Here is a 15,855-nt window from a genome sequence, read left to right as displayed (position 1 = left end):
TTATATTGTTACCCTATAACATCTCAAAGCATTTTTTTAGTTTGTGCACATTTAGAAAGAAACCATGTAGGAGCGAGCCTGCTCGCGATGGTCGTTAACGCAAACGCGTGTTGCCTGGGTAAACGCAGCGTCCTTTAAACCATCGCGAGCAGGCTCGCTCCTACAGTGTTAATGTTGAAATGTTTTGTTTCATTAATCAGACACCTGCAAAGGAATGCCTTCAACAATGGACTTCTCACTCAAGCACCTGGCCGCGACAACGTTGATGCTGGCCAGTCTTTCGTCGTTCACCTCAGCAGCGCACGCCAACATCACCCCGCAGCAAGGCGCGGCCATTCTCAAGACGTTCAGTGACGCATCGATCACGGATTTCAGGCAGTTCCTGACAAGCGTGGCCAAGAGCGACCTGGCCAAAACCGACGACCTCGGCACGGCAATCTCTGCCTTCCTCGGCAACAAGAGCCTTTCCGCCGACCAGCAGAACGAAATCCATCGCCTGCTCGGCCTCTATGCGCGGGTGAAATACGGCAGCGCCGCCACCGAGACGCTGCGCGAACTGGTGGCCATCCCGACCTTCCGCGTGGACGGTGTTGCCCAGCACGACAACCCTGAATTCATCAAGATCGCCGACAAGATCAAGAGCCTGGCCCAGGCCTTCAACCTGACCTTTCGCAACGTCGACAACCGCGTCTATGAAATCTCCCTCGAGGGGAGCGGCGATGAAGTGGTGGGCATTCATGCCCACGCCGACGTGGTGCCCGTGACACCGGAAAACTGGGTCCTGAAAGACGGCACCCGCCTCGATCCATTCAAGGTCACCCTGATTGGCGATCGCATGTATGGCCGTGGCACCGAAGATGACAAAAACGGCATCGTGGTGGCGCTCTACGCCATGAAAGTCATCAAGGAAGAAAAGCTGCCGTTGGCGAGGAATTTCAAGTTGCTGGTGGACACCACCGAGGAAACCAGCGGCGACGCCATCCCTTATTACTTCGAACACAACCCCACACCCAACTACAACCTGGCGCTGGATGGCGGCTACCCGGTGGTGATCGCCGAGAAAGGCTACGGCACCGTCATGGCCAACTTCCCCAAGCGCAAGGCTGACGGCAAGGGTGCTGAAATCGTCTCGATGACTGGCGGCCTGGCCACCAACCAGATTCCGTCGGCGTCGGTCGCCACCCTGCTGAGTGACAAACCCGCCGAGCTGGCCGCCAGCCTGCAAAAGGCCGGCACCGAATACGCCAAGCGCAATGGCGGCGATTTCGAGGTGACGGCCAAGGTCGTCGGCAAAGACGTCACGCTGACAGTCACCGGCGTTTCCGCCCACTCCTCCGAGCCCGAGTCCGGAATCAACCCGGTGGCGAGAATGCTGGTGTTCATCAACAGCCTCGACGGCAAGGTCGCCCTCAAGCACAACCACATCACCGACGCGGCCCGCTACGCTGCCGACAATTGGGGGCTCGATTATCTGGGTGGCAAATTGGCGGTCGGTTTTTCCGATGAATTCATGGGGCCGTTGACCACCTCCCTGACCTTTGTCGGGATGGATGAAAACACCTTCAAACTCGCGGTCAACCTGCGCGTACCAAAGGGCAAGTCCCCGGAAGTGCTCAAGCGCGAAATCGCCGACAAGCTCGACGCCTGGAGCAAGAAATCCCAGGTTGCGGTGGCCTTCGATTACTCGATCGCCGAACCGATGTACCGCAATCCCGAGGGTGAATGGGTCAAGGCGCTTCTCGCCGTGGCCAGCGAAAACCTGGGCATGGAACACAAATTCGGCACCTCGGCCGGCGCCACTTCGGTCCATGAACTGCCCAACGGCGTGCAGTTCGGCCTGGCCCGGCCCGAAGTCAAATACACCGGCCACACCGACAACGAGTTCAAGACCGTCGACCAGTTCCTGCTGGACTTGCAGATCGTGACCGAGATGTTCGGGCGCATCGGCCAGTTGCCAAAACTCTAAGCCCTCCCCTTCGGACCCGCTGCTCTGGCGGGTCCGACGTTTACAACGTCCTGACCCACTTTCCTGAAGCAGTCTTTTCACGCCTTGCCATCATCGTTGCCTCCAGAGCAACGATCTCTGAATAAAGTTGCTCTTGCTGCCATTGGTCAATGGAGCGAGCATCGCTGTCGACACCGGAGCGGCTGCGAGCGCCACATCCTGCCGGCTGTCTTACCTCCCCCGCACGCGCACAAGCCCCGACAGAGGGCCTACGGGAGAGTCATGTCTAATAAAAACAAGAGTTAAATTATGACCAGAGACAAAGGCAAACTGTGTGTACTGCTGTTTACCGGGGCTGGCGCCAACCTTGCCCAAGCCGCCGACAGCGGATTCGTCGAACAGTCCACCGCTACCCTGCAAACACGAAACTATTTTTTCAGCAGAGACTTCTCCGATATCCGAGGCTCGGAAAAATCGATGGCTCAGGAATGGGCCCAAGGGTTCATCCTCAACTTCAAATCCGGCTACACACCCGGGCCGGTAGGATTCGGCCTGGATGCCATCGGCAAATTCGGCATCAAGCTCGACAGCAGCCCGGACCGGGTCAACTCGGGGTTATTGCCGGTCAAGGACGATGGCCATGCCGCGGACAATTATGGTCGTCTCGGGTTGGCGGCGAAGATGCGCGTTTCCAAAACCGAGCTGAAGGTCGGTGAACTGCAACCCAACCTGCCGACACTGGTCTTCAGCGACATCCGTTTGCTGCCTCCGGCCTATCAGGGCGCGAGCATTACCAGCAGTGAAATCCCCGGCCTGACGCTGCAAGCCGGTCATTTGACCTCCACGACCCTGCGCAATGAAGCCGGCGAGAGCAAACTCCAGGCGTTGCTGGGCAACAAGCCGCAACGGCAAGTGTCGAGTGATGCCTTCAACTACGTGGGCGGCGATTACGCGTTCAACAGTAACCGCACCACCGTGAGTGCCTGGCATTCCCGACTGGAAGATATCTACGAGCAAAACTTCTTCGGTTTGAAACACAGTGTGCCGGTGGGCAGTTGGGTGCTGGGCGCCAATCTTGGTTACTATGACGCTCAGGAAGAAGGTCGCAAACTGGTGGGCAAGGTCGACAACCAGTCCTTCTTCTCGCTGTTATCGGCCAAGCTCGGTGGTCATACGTTCTATGCCGGTTACCAGGGCATGTACGGCGACAGCCCCTTTCCTCGCGTGTTTCTCAATGTCAGTGCCCTTGGCAACGAACTGCCGACCTACGAGTTCGTCTCCACCCATGAGCGCTCCTTTCAACTGCGCTATGACTATGACTTCGCGGCCCTCGGTGTGCCTGGCCTGCTAGCCAGCACACGTTATGTCACCGGCGACAATGTGAAGACGGGGATGGGCTATGAAGGCAAAGATCGGGAGCGTGACCTCGACCTCAGTTACACCTTCCAGGCAGCCCCCTTGAAAGGCCTCGGCGTGCGAGTGCGCAATGCGGTGGCGCGCTCCAACTACCGCACGGATATCAACGAGAACCGACTGATCATCAGCTACACGTGGACGCTGTTCTGATTGCTAAAAACAAGTGTGGGGGCGAATCACTTCGCCCCCACATTGGTTTTACTGTTACCCGGCCTTCAACTGACTTCCACGGTCATCTCGATTTCGACACAGGCGCCCAACGGAATCTGTGCCACGCCGAATGCCGAGCGCGCGTGCTTTCCCTTATCCCCAAACACCTCGGCCAGCAGCTCCGAGGCACCGTTCGTGACCAGATGCTGCTCGGTGAAACTGGACGTTGAATTCACCAGGCTCAGCACTTTGACAATCCGCGTGACCCGATTCAGATCGCCAAGATGAGCCTGCAGCGTCGCCAACAGATCGATGGCGGTCAAACGTGCGGCCACATAGCCCTCCTCTGTCGTCAGCGTTTCGCCCAGCTTTCCTGCCCAGACTTTGCCGTCTTGCTTCGCGATATGGCCGGACAGGTAAACGACATTGCCACTCTGCGCACTCATTACATAGGCTGCTGCAGGAGCGCCGGTGGTGGGCAACTCGATACCGAGGTCTTTCAGGCGGGTATAAACATCATGTTCAATCATGGGTTTTCCTCGAATAGAACGTGCCAACGCCCGGAACTTCCGGGCGCTGGGCAAGTTGAAAAACGGTTGATCCGGTTGTTTAGCCGGGTATCGATTCGCGGCTGAAGGCGTCGACTTCCTGCACCAGGCTCTGCGCTGCCATCATCACCAGAGCGCGGCCTTTGTCCGGGGTGGCCAGGGACGGATCCGAGCCCATGCGGCCATCCGGATGGCGTGCGCGGAAATCCAGCGCTTCGCGAATCGGCCCCCACGGCGCGATCTGCGGCGAGTACCCGGCGGTTTTGATGGAATCCGGGTAGGCCCATTGGGTCACGGCAATCTCGGACGGCGTGGCATGAATGCCGTGCCCCTCAGGAAACTGCTCCCGCGCCAACTCACCGATTCCCTCCAGATCCCACCAATTACACAACTTCAGCGCGAACCCCGCAGGGCGTCGAGCGAAGCTTGCTTCGGCGTAGAGCTCCGAGAACGCCGCTTCAATCGATGCGACGTTGCCACCGTGGCCATTGAGGAAGAGGATTCTTTCAAACCCGTGGGCGGCCAACGAACGCACCCAGTCGCCAATGGCCGCAATGAACGTCGAAGGACGAAGTGAAATGGTCCCGGGGAATCCAAGATGGTGCTGGGCCATGCCGATGTTGAAAGTCGGCGCAATCAGGATGTCTGCCGACTTCTGCGCTTCGCACGCAATGATTTCGGGGCACATCCAGTCGGTCCCCAAAAGGCCGGTCGGACCGTGTTGTTCATTGGAGCCGATCGGGATCACGATGGTGCGGCTGCGTTCAAGGAATTGCCCGATCTCGGCCCAGGTCGATAGGTGTAAAAGCATGTGGGTTCTCTCTTTAAAAGGGTTCCTTTCGGAACACGATTGATCAAGTGGGAGGCGGTTGATCAACCCGCGCTGAATTCAGAAACCGGGCGCTCACGCGGTTGCCGTTTGGTGGCAAGGATCACGAACGCTGCACACAGGAAGACGCAACCCACAACGACGATGCCGAGATTGGCGCTGCCGGTTGCCGTTTTTGCCCAGCCAATCACCGCAGGCCCCCAGAAGCCGCCGGAAAGACCGATGGTGTTGATCAAGGCGATGCCTCCCGCCGCCGCATCACCCTTGATGTGCTCGGAGGGCATCGCCCATAACACGGTGTAGGCCATGAACATCATGGCGGTCGCCACGGTCAGCAGAACCAGCGACGCCATCAGGTTGCCGTCGGCAAAGGGATACATGAGCAACAGGATTGCGCCAATGCCTGCAGGGACTGCGCAGTGGTAGCGTCGTTCGCCGACCCGGTCGGACCGACGCCCAATCCAGTACATGCCGCATGCCGCCGCGACATAGGGAATTGCGGCATACCAACCCAGCTGCATGGTGTCGTTGACGCCCTGGGCCTTGAGGATTGCCGGCAGCCAGAAACTCATGGCGTAGATCGAGAAGATGATGCAGAAATAGGCTGACGCGAGAATGTAGATTTTCGGGTCGCGCAACACCGCCCGGAACGAATGGGCTCGCCCCGACGATGTACCGAGTTCACTCTCCAGCAGTGTCCTTTCTTCAACACTCAGCCATCGAGCCTCCGAGGGCCGATTGGAGAGAACAAAATAGGTCAGGATGCCAAGGAACACGCAAGGCAGACCTTCAATCAAAAACATCCATTGCCAGCCGGCCAGGCCACCAACGCCTTCGAACGTGGTGATCAGCCAGGCAGACAGCGGACCGCCGATAATGCCGCCGATGGGGCCGGCAATAAACACGATCGCAATGGCCCGCGCCATGCGCTTCGGGCCGTACCAGCAAGACAGGTAATAGATCATGCCGGGAGCAAAACCGGCTTCGAATACACCCAGCAGAAAACGCATCGCATAAAACATCGGCACGTTGCGCACAAAGAGCATGCAGGCCGATGTGATGCCCCAACACACCAAAATGCGGCTGAAGGTTTTTCGCGCCCCCACCTTCGGCAACATCAGGTTGCTCGGCAACTCAAACAGCACGTACCCCAGAAAGAAAATACCGGCGCCCGCTCCGTAGGCCGCATCGGACAGTCCGAGATCATTTTGCATCTGCAGCTTGGCGAAGCCGACGTTGATCCGGTCCAGATACGCAAAGACGTAGCAAATGAACAGGAGTGGCAACAGCCGCCAATTGAGCTTGCGGTAAAGGGCAGAAACGGCATCACTGCTTGCCGGTGTCAGTAAGGTTGACATGCGAGTCTCCAATTATTCTTGTTGGTCTGCGTTCGTGCCAAAGAATGTTGCACCGGCACCGCAGGCCCAGCAAGAGCAACTAAGTTCGTGTATCGTTGCCCTACAGGCAACACAAACTTTCTGGCGGGAGGGCCCGGGATGCGCGAGATCAACCAACAACGGCTGCGGTATTTTCATGAAGTTCTGGTCCACGGCTCGATTCGTGGCGCGGCGGACAGCATCAATACGTCGCCCTCCGTTATCACGCGCCAGATCAAGCTGCTGGAAGAGGAACTGGGCGCAAAACTGTTCGAGCGCCAGGCACGCGGCGTGCAGCCCACCGAGGCGGCGGCGCATTTGCTGGAGTTCTGGCGCGGTTATCGATCACACCAGGAGAAGCTCGAAGACCAGCTTCAAGCGATCAAGGGCCTGCAACAGGGCCAGGTGCGAGTCGTCATCAGTGAGGGCTATGTCGATGCCTTGGTCGACAACGTGCTCGCCCCCTTCTGCAAACAGTACCCCAAGCTCGATGTCAGGCTGGACATCCTTCCCGTCGACGACGTGCTGAACGAAGTCGCCGAAAACCGTGCGCACATTGGCCTTGCCTACAATCCGCCGCCGCATTCGCAAATCGATTACCGCGCGACGTCATCGCAGCCAGTGATGCTGCTGGTTCGCCCTGATCATCCGTTGGCAGTGCGAGGGGGAACGGCAACCGTCGAGGACATACTTACCTGCCGACTGGTGCTGACGCCCCCCACCTTCGGTATCGGGCATGCGATCAAGATGCTTGAGTACGCCGAGAAAATCGAAATCCGCCCTGCACTGGTCAGCAACTCCCTCGCCGCACTCAAGCGCCTGGTGGCCTCCGGGGATTTCACCTCGTTGCTCGGCGAATTCGCTGCCTATCGGGAAATCGAACAAGGCAGCCTCGCGGCGGTACTGATCGACCATCCGCTGTTTCTGGGCGTGGAGGCGAAACTGCTGGTGAAGTCCGGCCGACCGCTGGCCGCGCCGGCTCAGGAGCTGCTGAACTGGATGTTGCAGCGCTTGCCGATGTTTGGGTCGGGTGACGGAATCAGATTGGCTTCTCGGTGATCTCAGCGCTGTTTGCTGATCGGCGCAATGAAATCGCTGGAATGAAAAAAGAGGCTGATGCCTCTTTTTCTAATGCCAACCAAAAAAAACGCACAAAAAAAAGCGCCACTCATTGAGTGGCGCTTTTTTGTATTTGGAGCGGGAAACGAGACTCGAACTCGCGACCCCGACCTTGGCAAGGTCGTGCTCTACCAACTGAGCTATTCCCGCGTCTTGGTGGTGCGCATTCTATAGAATCCAGAAGCTCCGTCAACCCCTTGATTCAAAAAAGTTTTATTTATTTTTCCACATCGGTCTTCAGATGCGGCCAGGCAGCCCGCAGGTATTGAACCATGGACCACAATGTCAGGCCCGCAGAGATCATCAGCAAGGCGTAACCCACCAGGACCCAGAACGTGAAGTCCGACGGATTGGCCAGCAGGATCACCAGCGCCAGCATCTGCGCAGCGGTTTTCCATTTGCCCAGGTTCGACACGGCGACGTGAGCGCGAGCGCCGAGCTCGGCCATCCACTCGCGCAGTGCCGATACCACGATCTCGCGACCGATGATCACGGCAGCCGGCAGCGTGAGCCACAAATTACCGTGTTCCTGCACCAGCAGCACCAGCGCCACGGCGACCATCAGCTTGTCGGCCACCGGATCGAGGAACGCCCCGAACGGCGTACTTTGCTCCAGACGACGAGCCAGGTATCCGTCCAGCCAGTCTGTGGCAGCGGCAAACGCGAAGACCGAAGCGGACGCCAGGTAGCTCCATTGGTAAGGCAGGTAGAACAGTAAAATGAAGATCGGGATAAGCAGGACGCGTAGAACGGTAATCAGATTAGGGATATTCATCGGCACAACTGGCTACGAGGTGAGGGGGCATTCTACTCGCTGTGCAGATTTGCATAAATCAACTCTGCGAGCTTTTTACTGATCCCGGGTGCTTTGGCGATCTCTTCGATGCTGGCACGAGACAGCTCCTGCAATCCACCAAAATGTTTCAACAAATCGCGCCGACGGGTCGGACCCACCCCGGCTACACCCTCAAGCGTAGACGTACGGCGCGTTTTGCCACGACGGGCACGGTGTCCGGTAATTGCAAATCGGTGGGCTTCATCGCGGATCTGCTGGATCAAATGCAGTGCCGGAGAATCGCCACGCAAGGTAAATTCGTGGGCGGCGTCATTGAGGTACAAGGTTTCGAAACCGGCCTTGCGCGTCGCCCCCTTGGCCACGCCCAGCAGAATCAGGTCGGGCACCGCCAGTTCATTGAGCACATCGCGCGCCATGGACAGCTGGCCCTTGCCGCCGTCCACCAGCAGAATGTCCGGCAACTTGCCCTCCCCGTCCTTCAGTTTGCTGAAGCGCCGGGTCAGGGCCTGGTGCATTGCGGCGTAGTCATCGCCGGGCGTGACGCCTTCAATGTTGTAGCGACGGTAGTCGGACTTGATAGGGCCTTCAGGGCCGAACACCACGCAGGACGCCACGGTAGCTTCGCCGCTGGAGTGACTGATGTCGTAGCACTCGAGGCGCTGCGGTGGTTCATCCAGTTTCAGCACGTCGGCCAGGGCATCGAAACGTGCCGCAACGTGTTGGCGGTTGGCCAGGCGTGCGCCCAGAGCCTGCTCGGCATTGGTCACGGCCAATTGCTGCCAGCGTGCCCGCGTGCCACGAACCCTGTGACTGATGCTCAGTTCACGACCGCGCAGCTCTTCGATGGCCGCGATCAGGGTCGGGAAGTCTTCGTGAACCACGTTGACGATCAGCTCGCTCGGCAAGTCGCGCTCGGGGCTGCTGACGAAGTACTGACCGAGAAACGCGGCCATGACTTCGGAAACGTCTTCCTCAATGCCCACCTGCGGAAAGAAATTCTTGCTCCCCAGCACCCGACCGCCGCGCACGCTGATCAAATGGACACAGGCACCGCCCGGATTGACGAACGCGGCGATGACGTCGACGTCACCGGTCCCGCCTTCCATGCTCTGTTGATCCTGGACCCGGCGCAGCAACGAGATCTGGTCGCGCAGTTCGGCGGCACGTTCGAATTCGAGGTTGATCGCCGCCTCTTCCATGCCGGCGGACAATTCATCGGTCAGCGCATTGCTGCGCCCTTCGAGGAACATCACCGAGTGACGAACGTCCTCGGCGTAAACCTCGGGCTCCACCAGCCCCACGCACGGCGCCTTGCAGCGTTTGATCTGGTATTGCAGGCATGGGCGGGTGCGGTTCTTGTAGTAGCTGTCTTCGCACTGGCGAACGAAAAAGGTTTTTTGCAGCAGGCTCAGGCTTTCGCGAATCGCCCCGGCGCTGGGATAAGGGCCGAAATATTTGCCCTTGGCCTTTTTCGCCCCACGATGAATGCTCAGGCGCGGGAACTGACCGTCGGAAAGAAACACGTACGGGTAGGATTTGTCGTCGCGCAGCAGAATGTTGTAGGGCGGACGCCATTCCTTGATCAGCGTCTGCTCAAGCAGCAAGGCTTCGGTTTCGTTGGCCGTGATCGTCGTTTCGACCTGGGCGATACGCGCCACCAGCGCAGCGGTCTTGGGCGCGAGGCCGGACTTGCGGAAGTAACTCGACAGACGATTCTTGAGATTCTTGGCCTTGCCGACGTAAAGCAGGCGCGCCTCGCTGTCGAACATGCGATAGACGCCGGGGCGTCCGCTGACCGTCGACAGGAAAGCACTCGAATCGAAGGTGTCAGTCATTTTCAGAGGCTGGCATCAACCATGCCGTGACGAACTGCCAACAGCGTCAATTCGACATCGCTGCTGATCGAAAGCTTTTCGAAAATTCGGTAACGGTAGGTGTTCACGGTTTTGGGCGACAGGCACAGTTTGTCGGAAATGATCTGGACCTTCTGGCAGCCGACAATCATCAGCGCGATCTGGATTTCCCGCTCCGACAGTGCGTCGAAGGGCGAATCGTTGGTCGGCTGAAAGGATTTGATCGCCAGTTGCTGGGCAATCTGCGGGCTGATGTAGCGTTGCCCGGCAAACACCAGGCGGATGGCCTGGACCATTTCCGGCAACCCGGCGCCCTTGGTCAGGTAGCCCGCGGCCCCGGCCTGCAACAAACGTGTAGGAAACGGATCTTCCTCGCACACGGTGACCGCGACGACCTTGATATCCGGATGACTGCGCAACAGTTTGCGCGTGGCTTCAAGACCGCCGATACCCGGCATCTTGACGTCCATCAGCACCACATCGGGTTTCAACTCACGCGCCTTGAGCAGGGATTCTTCCCCGGACTCAGCCTGGCCGACTACTTGCAGGCCATCGATGTCAGCCAGCATTCGTGTAATGCCTGTACGAACGAGATCATGGTCATCGACTACTAGCACCCTAATCAAGCAGACACCTCGCGATATGGTCTTATTGAGTTGCCGACACCTTAGCAAAAAGCAACTGGCAGACCTAGCGGCAAGCGTCATATAAAAAGTTTCAATACATCTTGAAAGGCTTGTCTCATGCGTGTTTCAGCGATACGAGGCATCGACATCGCGCTGCATTCTCAGGAAACACTCGTCTTCACCGACCACTGCCAGGCCCTTTCGCTCGTATAACGCTTTCGCCGGATTATTTTCAAAAACCGTCAGGCGCAATGCCGGGCGTCGTTCCTTGCACGCCATTGCCAATACCTGATCGATCGCCCAGGAACCGGCGCCCTGCCCCCGGAACACTTCGAGCACGTGTAACTCACGGATATACAAGGCCCTTGCATCCCGACTCAGGCTTACATAACCCAGCCGTACATCATCACGGACGATCAGCCAGTTTTCCCGCCCCGCCCAGGCCACATCAAAAGCCTCGTCCTGCCACAGCAGATCGTGCTGAATGTAATAGCGGAGCATGGTTTTACAGGTTAGTTCACGAGCAAAGTCGAGGTCTTGCGATGTCGCAGGACGTAATTCGAATCCCATCAGGCCTCCGCGACGGCGATTGTTTGTCCGGTCCAGCCGTCGGCATTGCGACGAGCAACGACCAGTAGATTGCCAGTGCCAGGTGCGGCAGCAATCAGTGAACCGTCCGACGCCCAGATGGCGCTGCGCCCCGCCGACTCCCAGCCCCCCGTCGCACCGCCATGGTTGGCCATCAGCACCGCCATCGAATGCCTGACGGCATAGCCTTGCAACAACGCAGTATCGGGGGCGTAACCATTTTCGGTGATCAGCACGCCTGCGGCATACAGGTCGGCGCCCTGTTGCGCCGCTGCGGCCGCATGACTGGCGTGGGAAAAATCGGCGCACACAGCCAAGGCTATCGTGTCGCCGCCGATGGTCAGGGGCGAGCCGCCAGTGCCCGGCGCAAACGCTACTTCCTCGCCGGGATGCAGATGCTGCTTGCTGTAGACCCCGAGTGAACCATCGGCGCCCAGTACCAGCGCTCCAATCAACACCGGCGAATGCTCCGACAGACGAATAGGCATCCCGACTACGGTCGTTACGCCGACTTCCTGCGCAAAATCGCGCAACGGTTGCAGCACCGCATCCTCCGGCTCAATGGCCAGCTCAACCGCCAGCCCGCGCTCGTACCCGGTCAGTGACAGTTCCGGAAACACCAGCAACTGCACGCCCTGCTCCGCCGCCACCTGCATGAAGCGTTGATGCCACGCAATATTGGCGGCCGGATCTCCAGCGATGGAGATCGATTGAGCGGCGGCGATGGTCAGCGTCGTCATGGTTCGTCCTTGTGACGTTGTGTTTTTGTTTAAACGGCGAGTGTGTCACAACCTTCGGCGCACTCAAGCGATAGAAAACGCCGCCAGTAACCAATAGCAATTTCTGATTGAATCCGTGTACCGGCCTCTAGTAAGCTCGGCGCATCCATCGGAGACAGACCATGTTCAACGCCCTCTCACAGCTTCGTTCCGCCAGCGCCCCGCGCTCGGTTGCGGCTGCCCGGGTGAATGTCGTTTGCGCTCCGGTCAGCTTTTATTTTGGGTATTGGTTTAGCCACTGGCGCGCCTGATACCCACATGGCGCCCACTTTAAACGGGTCGCCACCAGAGAATTCTCAACCCCCGGTCGGCCTCCCGACCGGGGGTTTTGTTTTTTCAGCCCCCACACTTTTTAGCAACAACCAGACATTTTGAGGATTCACGACATGAACTACGCCACTTATTACCGTCACGACAGTTTTACCGCCTGGCGATTTAGCAGCCTCCGCTCGGGACAGCCTGCCGCCTCCGATCGGTCACCCACAGGTGGCAAGCACACACACGCAGCCAATCCGGCCAATTGTCGAACACCCCAGTAGGGCCGAGCGTGCGGGAACGAACCCGCCGCCCGCCCAGGAAGCCTGAACATGAACTCGTCCGTCTCTGCTTTGCCGCTGTCCACCCTGAGCCCTGCCAATGAAGCGCTGACCCTGCGCCTGCCGAGCTCACTGCAACTCAAACAGCAACTGCCGCTCAGCAACGCCCTGACCCGGCAAGTCGCCGCCCACCGCGATGCGGTCCGCGCGATTCTCAACGGTGAAGACTCCCGTTTGCTGGTCATCGTCGGTCCTTGCTCGATTCACGATCCGCAATCCGCCCTCGAATACGCCAGTCACCTCGCCCGCCTCGCCGCCGACGTCAGCGATGAAATGCTGCTGGTGATGCGCGCCTACGTCGAAAAACCCCGTACCACCGTCGGCTGGAAAGGCCTGGCCTACGATCCGCACCTGGACGGCAGCGACGACATGGCCGGTGGCCTGACCCTGTCACGGGAGCTGATGCGCGAAATGCTTCGACTCGGCCTGCCGATTGCCACCGAACTGCTGCAACCGATGGCCGCCGGATACTTCGACGACCTGCTTAGCTGGGTCGCCATTGGCGCCCGCACCACTGAATCGCAGATCCACCGGGAAATGGCCAGCGGCCTGAACATGCCGGTCGGCTTCAAGAACGGCACCGATGGTGGCGTCGGTGTTGCCAGTGACGCCATGCGCTCGGCCGCTCATCCGCATCGGCATTTCGGTGTCGACAGTCAGGGGCACCCCGCGATCATCCAGACGCCCGGCAATCCTGACACTCACCTGGTATTGCGCGGCGGTCATCGCGGCCCGAACTACGACCGCAACAGCGTCGCCCAGGTGAACAGCGACCTGACCAAACTGAAGATCCCGGCCCGGATCATGGTCGATTGCAGCCACGCCAACAGCGGCAAAGACCCGCTACGTCAACCAGCGGTATTCAACGATGTGCTTGAGCAGCGTCTGCAAGGTGATCGCTCTCTGATCGGGATGATGATTGAGAGTCACCTGTTCGAGGGTTGCCAGCCGCTGAGTCCGTCGCTTCAGTACGGTGTATCGGTGACGGATGGCTGCCTTGGCTGGGAGGGGACCGAAACGTTGTTGCGTTCAGCGGCGGAACAGCTGAGAACCGCACGCGGTTGACAGGCAAATGACATTCCGGAGGTAGGTCATTGCAGAACTCTGCGCTACCTCCGATTAAAGGACGTCCGGACATTCCGAAAAGAGCCTCCTGCTGATTCGAATATTCGTACATTCCCTATTCCGTTTTCACCCATTCACAGCGGCTTCTTCATACATCGCGCAAACGTCCGGGTGCTTTAGAGTGGGCCCCGGACACACTCACGAACTCCCGCGAAAAGGTATGAACATGCAACGGAATGCAAGCACCCTCCACCCCATCCTGTTGGTCCACGGCCTGTTTGGTTTCGATCGGATCGGCCCTTTCGAACTGTTCCATGACATCAAGCAAACCCTCAGGAGCGCCGGCGCCAGGGTGTTCATCCCGCACCTGTCGGCTACCCATACCAATGAAGCACGCGGTGACCAGCTTCTGGCACAGATCGAACGGGTGCTGGAAGGCACCGGTGCAGACAAGGTCAACCTGATCGGGCACAGCCAGGGAGCTCTGGCCGCCCGCTATGCCGCAGCGATAGCGCCGCAAATCGTTGCGTCGGTGACCTCGGTCAGCGGGCCCAACCATGGCTCGGAACTGGCGGATTTCCTGCGCAAGGCGCTGACGCCTGGACAGCTGCCGGAACAAGTCGCCGATACGGTGGCCACGTTGTTCGCTGACTTCCTGTCCTTGTTGAGTGGCGACCGCCACCTGCCGCAAAACGCGATCGCGGCGCTCAATGCCTTGACCACCGAAGGCGTCAGCGCGTTTAACGAGAAATACCCTCAAGGGCTGCCGAAGACCTGGGGCGGCAAAGGCAGCGAGCGGGTCAACGGCGTTCGCTACTATTCCTGGAGCGGAACCCTGCAGGGCAACCTCCTCGATGAAGGGCTCAACGCACTTGACCCACTGAATGGGTGCTCCCGTGCTTTTGCCAGGTACTTCACCATCGAGGCCGAGCAAAACGACGGCATGGTCGGCCGCTTCAGTTCTCATCTGGGCAAGGTGATCCGCTCCGACTATCCGCTGGACCACCTGGACAGCATCAGCCAGACAGTCGGCCGGGTTCGCAAAGACATCGACCCGATTGACCTGTACGTGCAACACGCCGAACGTCTGCGCAAGGCGGGTCTGTGAGCCGGGCGGAACTTTGAGGAGAAATAGCCTACTGAATCCGGTAGGCTGAGCACTTTACTGAACATTAGAAGGAGTATTTTTCCATGGCTAAAGCCACTGCCCGTCACATCCTGGTTGCCAGCGAAGACAAGTGCAACGAACTCAAAGCCCAAATCGAGGCTGGCGCCGATTTCGCCGAAGTTGCCAAAGCCAACTCCACTTGCCCGTCCAGCCGTCAGGGCGGTGACCTGGGTTCGTTCGGTCCGGGCCAGATGGTCAAGGAATTCGACACCGTGGTCTTCAGCGCACCGATCAACGTCGTGCAAGGCCCGGTCAAGACCCAGTTCGGCTACCACTTGCTCGAAGTGACCAGCCGTCAGGACTGATTGATTCGTCAGTACCGGCACTGAGCTTTCCAGTGCGAAGCAGTTACTAAAACGCCGCTTGTCTCCACAGACAAGCGGCGTTTTAGTAACTGCGCATTTTTTTAGCATCAGACATCAGAGAGTTCACCCTCTGTTTCCTTGGCAGGGGGCAATTCGTCCCTGGGCCACTCCTTATCCCAATCCGGATCCCACGACCGTCCTTCATCAAACTCATAAACAGCAATGTCGGTAATAGAGAGTTCGCGACATTCCGGCGAACCTCGACCTTCGCGAAATATACTTAGCCGTACCTCAGGAGACGTTGCCGTAATCCCACCTCCAATTGGATAAAATCCTGACTGAAACTGATAGGCCAGGTTCCACCGGTCCGCATACCGCTTGCCCTCTTCTAAACTAAGCACCACTTCCCCCTGGCGCGGCGATCCAGGAGCATAAACGCTCGCCGTAAAACAATATCGCTTGCCCACGATCAGATTGGTCAACTCCTTGAACAGGAGTTCCTTGCGGCCCACGCCATCGATTGCCTTATAGTGGAAACATGTTTTCCCTTCGACAACCTCGAAAGTAATTGTAGTGGTCTAATGAAACCGGACACCCATTTAGGCGAGAATGCTCGCCAGATCGAGGTGTCAGATGACCAAACAACGCCGCTCCTTTACTCCTGAATTCAAGCGCGAGGCTGCCGACCTTGTGCTC

The 15,855-nt window shown here is 58.5% G+C and carries 15 protein-coding genes and 1 tRNA gene; 6 read left to right on the top strand and 10 right to left on the bottom strand.

The window, feature by feature from the left end; all coding sequences use genetic code 11:
* The first annotated feature begins 226 nt into the window (after nt 1-226).
* Nucleotides 227-1,966, top strand: a complete 1,740-nt coding sequence (locus IB245_RS06440; protein WP_192227022.1) for a dipeptidase — start codon at nt 227-229, stop codon at nt 1,964-1,966.
* Nucleotides 1,967-2,254: 288 nt separating this feature from the next.
* Nucleotides 2,255-3,511 (top strand): OprD family porin, encoded by a 1,257-nt coding sequence (locus tag IB245_RS06435; RefSeq protein ID WP_192227021.1) that lies wholly within the window; start codon nt 2,255-2,257, stop codon nt 3,509-3,511.
* 65 nt (nt 3,512-3,576) lie between these two features.
* Here IB245_RS06435 and IB245_RS06430 read toward each other — a convergent pair whose 3' ends face one another.
* The 3 genes from IB245_RS06430 to IB245_RS06420 form a co-directional block, all read right to left on the bottom strand.
* Nucleotides 3,577-4,041 carry a RidA family protein gene (locus IB245_RS06430; protein WP_192227020.1) on the bottom strand — a complete coding sequence of 155 codons (465 nt, stop codon included), beginning with the start codon at nt 4,039-4,041 and terminating at the stop codon, nt 3,577-3,579.
* Between the two features lie 79 nt (nt 4,042-4,120).
* Nucleotides 4,121-4,870 carry a creatininase family protein gene (locus IB245_RS06425; RefSeq protein ID WP_192227019.1) on the bottom strand — a complete coding sequence of 250 codons (750 nt, stop codon included), beginning with the start codon at nt 4,868-4,870 and terminating at the stop codon, nt 4,121-4,123.
* 62 nt (nt 4,871-4,932) lie between these two features.
* Nucleotides 4,933-6,246, bottom strand: coding sequence for an MFS transporter (locus IB245_RS06420; protein WP_008037095.1), 1,314 nt, complete (start codon nt 6,244-6,246; stop codon nt 4,933-4,935).
* 138 nt (nt 6,247-6,384) lie between these two features.
* Here IB245_RS06420 and IB245_RS06415 point away from each other — a divergent pair, with 138 nt between their 5' ends.
* Nucleotides 6,385-7,323, top strand: a complete 939-nt coding sequence (locus IB245_RS06415) for a LysR family transcriptional regulator (protein WP_008037096.1) — start codon at nt 6,385-6,387, stop codon at nt 7,321-7,323.
* A 134-nt stretch (nt 7,324-7,457) separates the two neighbouring features.
* Here the strand turns inward: IB245_RS06415 and IB245_RS06410 are convergent.
* From IB245_RS06410 to IB245_RS06385, 6 genes are all read right to left on the bottom strand, one after another.
* Nucleotides 7,458-7,533: transfer RNA gene (locus IB245_RS06410), tRNA-Gly, on the bottom strand.
* A gap of 67 nt (nt 7,534-7,600) precedes the next feature.
* Nucleotides 7,601-8,158 (bottom strand): CDP-diacylglycerol--glycerol-3-phosphate 3-phosphatidyltransferase, encoded by a 558-nt coding sequence (pgsA, locus tag IB245_RS06405; protein WP_008029556.1) that lies wholly within the window; start codon nt 8,156-8,158, stop codon nt 7,601-7,603.
* 32 nt (nt 8,159-8,190) lie between these two features.
* Complete coding sequence (uvrC, locus tag IB245_RS06400; RefSeq protein WP_192227018.1) at nt 8,191-10,014, bottom strand: excinuclease ABC subunit UvrC; 1,824 nt, start codon at nt 10,012-10,014, stop codon at nt 8,191-8,193.
* Between the two features lie 2 nt (nt 10,015-10,016).
* Nucleotides 10,017-10,658 (bottom strand): UvrY/SirA/GacA family response regulator transcription factor, encoded by a 642-nt coding sequence (uvrY, locus tag IB245_RS06395; protein ID WP_008015884.1) that lies wholly within the window; start codon nt 10,656-10,658, stop codon nt 10,017-10,019.
* 126 nt (nt 10,659-10,784) lie between these two features.
* Entirely contained in the window at nt 10,785-11,228 is a 444-nt protein-coding gene (locus IB245_RS06390) for a GNAT family N-acetyltransferase (protein ID WP_192227017.1), read from the bottom strand.
* Entirely contained in the window at nt 11,228-11,986 is a 759-nt protein-coding gene (locus tag IB245_RS06385) for a carbon-nitrogen hydrolase family protein (RefSeq protein WP_192227016.1), read from the bottom strand. Before IB245_RS06385 ends, IB245_RS06390 begins: the two co-directional genes overlap by 1 nt.
* A 626-nt stretch (nt 11,987-12,612) precedes the next feature.
* Between IB245_RS06385 and IB245_RS06380 the strand changes: the two genes are divergently transcribed.
* The 3 genes from IB245_RS06380 to IB245_RS06370 all read left to right on the top strand — a co-directional run bounded on the left by IB245_RS06380 (nt 12,613) and on the right by IB245_RS06370 (nt 15,159).
* Nucleotides 12,613-13,686, top strand: coding sequence for a 3-deoxy-7-phosphoheptulonate synthase (locus tag IB245_RS06380; protein ID WP_192227015.1), 1,074 nt, complete (start codon nt 12,613-12,615; stop codon nt 13,684-13,686).
* Nucleotides 13,687-13,912: 226 nt separating this feature from the next.
* On the top strand, nt 13,913-14,794 hold the full coding sequence (locus IB245_RS06375; RefSeq protein WP_008029541.1) for an esterase/lipase family protein: 882 nt from the start codon (nt 13,913-13,915) through the stop codon (nt 14,792-14,794).
* An 83-nt stretch (nt 14,795-14,877) separates the two neighbouring features.
* The gene (locus IB245_RS06370) at nt 14,878-15,159 is read left to right on the top strand and encodes a peptidylprolyl isomerase (protein WP_008029538.1); all 282 of its coding nucleotides are present in this window, start codon (nt 14,878-14,880) and stop codon (nt 15,157-15,159) included.
* Nucleotides 15,160-15,266: 107 nt separating this feature from the next.
* Here IB245_RS06370 and IB245_RS06365 read toward each other — a convergent pair whose 3' ends face one another.
* Entirely contained in the window at nt 15,267-15,671 is a 405-nt protein-coding gene (locus IB245_RS06365) for a hypothetical protein (RefSeq protein WP_192227014.1), read from the bottom strand.
* Between the last annotated feature and the right edge of the window lie 184 nt (nt 15,672-15,855).

Origin of the sequence: Pseudomonas sp. PDM02 (genome assembly GCF_014852285.1) — a bacterium.
In the GTDB taxonomy this organism is placed as follows: Bacteria; Pseudomonadota; Gammaproteobacteria; order Pseudomonadales; family Pseudomonadaceae; genus Aquipseudomonas; species Aquipseudomonas migulae.
Note: the sequence above shows the minus strand (reverse complement) of the source record. Positions and strands in the feature narration are given on the sequence as shown.

What these genes read in the sequence shown, in the direction of transcription:
- IB245_RS06440 (WP_192227022.1), top strand. Translation starts at nt 227, where the DNA reads ATGGACTTCTCACTCAAGCACCTGGCCGCGACAACGTTGATGCTGGCC.
- IB245_RS06435 (WP_192227021.1), top strand. Translation starts at nt 2,255, where the DNA reads ATGACCAGAGACAAAGGCAAACTGTGTGTACTGCTGTTTACCGGGGCT.
- IB245_RS06430 (WP_192227020.1), bottom strand. Translation starts at nt 4,041, where the DNA reads ATGATTGAACATGATGTTTATACCCGCCTGAAAGACCTCGGTATCGAG.
- IB245_RS06425 (WP_192227019.1), bottom strand. Translation starts at nt 4,870, where the DNA reads ATGCTTTTACACCTATCGACCTGGGCCGAGATCGGGCAATTCCTTGAA.
- IB245_RS06420 (WP_008037095.1), bottom strand. Translation starts at nt 6,246, where the DNA reads ATGTCAACCTTACTGACACCGGCAAGCAGTGATGCCGTTTCTGCCCTT.
- IB245_RS06415 (WP_008037096.1), top strand. Translation starts at nt 6,385, where the DNA reads ATGCGCGAGATCAACCAACAACGGCTGCGGTATTTTCATGAAGTTCTG.
- pgsA (WP_008029556.1), bottom strand. Translation starts at nt 8,158, where the DNA reads ATGAATATCCCTAATCTGATTACCGTTCTACGCGTCCTGCTTATCCCG.
- uvrC (WP_192227018.1), bottom strand. Translation starts at nt 10,014, where the DNA reads ATGACTGACACCTTCGATTCGAGTGCTTTCCTGTCGACGGTCAGCGGA.
- IB245_RS06390 (WP_192227017.1), bottom strand. Translation starts at nt 11,228, where the DNA reads ATGGGATTCGAATTACGTCCTGCGACATCGCAAGACCTCGACTTTGCT.
- IB245_RS06385 (WP_192227016.1), bottom strand. Translation starts at nt 11,986, where the DNA reads ATGACGACGCTGACCATCGCCGCCGCTCAATCGATCTCCATCGCTGGA.
- IB245_RS06380 (WP_192227015.1), top strand. Translation starts at nt 12,613, where the DNA reads ATGAACTCGTCCGTCTCTGCTTTGCCGCTGTCCACCCTGAGCCCTGCC.
- IB245_RS06375 (WP_008029541.1), top strand. Translation starts at nt 13,913, where the DNA reads ATGCAACGGAATGCAAGCACCCTCCACCCCATCCTGTTGGTCCACGGC.
- IB245_RS06370 (WP_008029538.1), top strand. Translation starts at nt 14,878, where the DNA reads ATGGCTAAAGCCACTGCCCGTCACATCCTGGTTGCCAGCGAAGACAAG.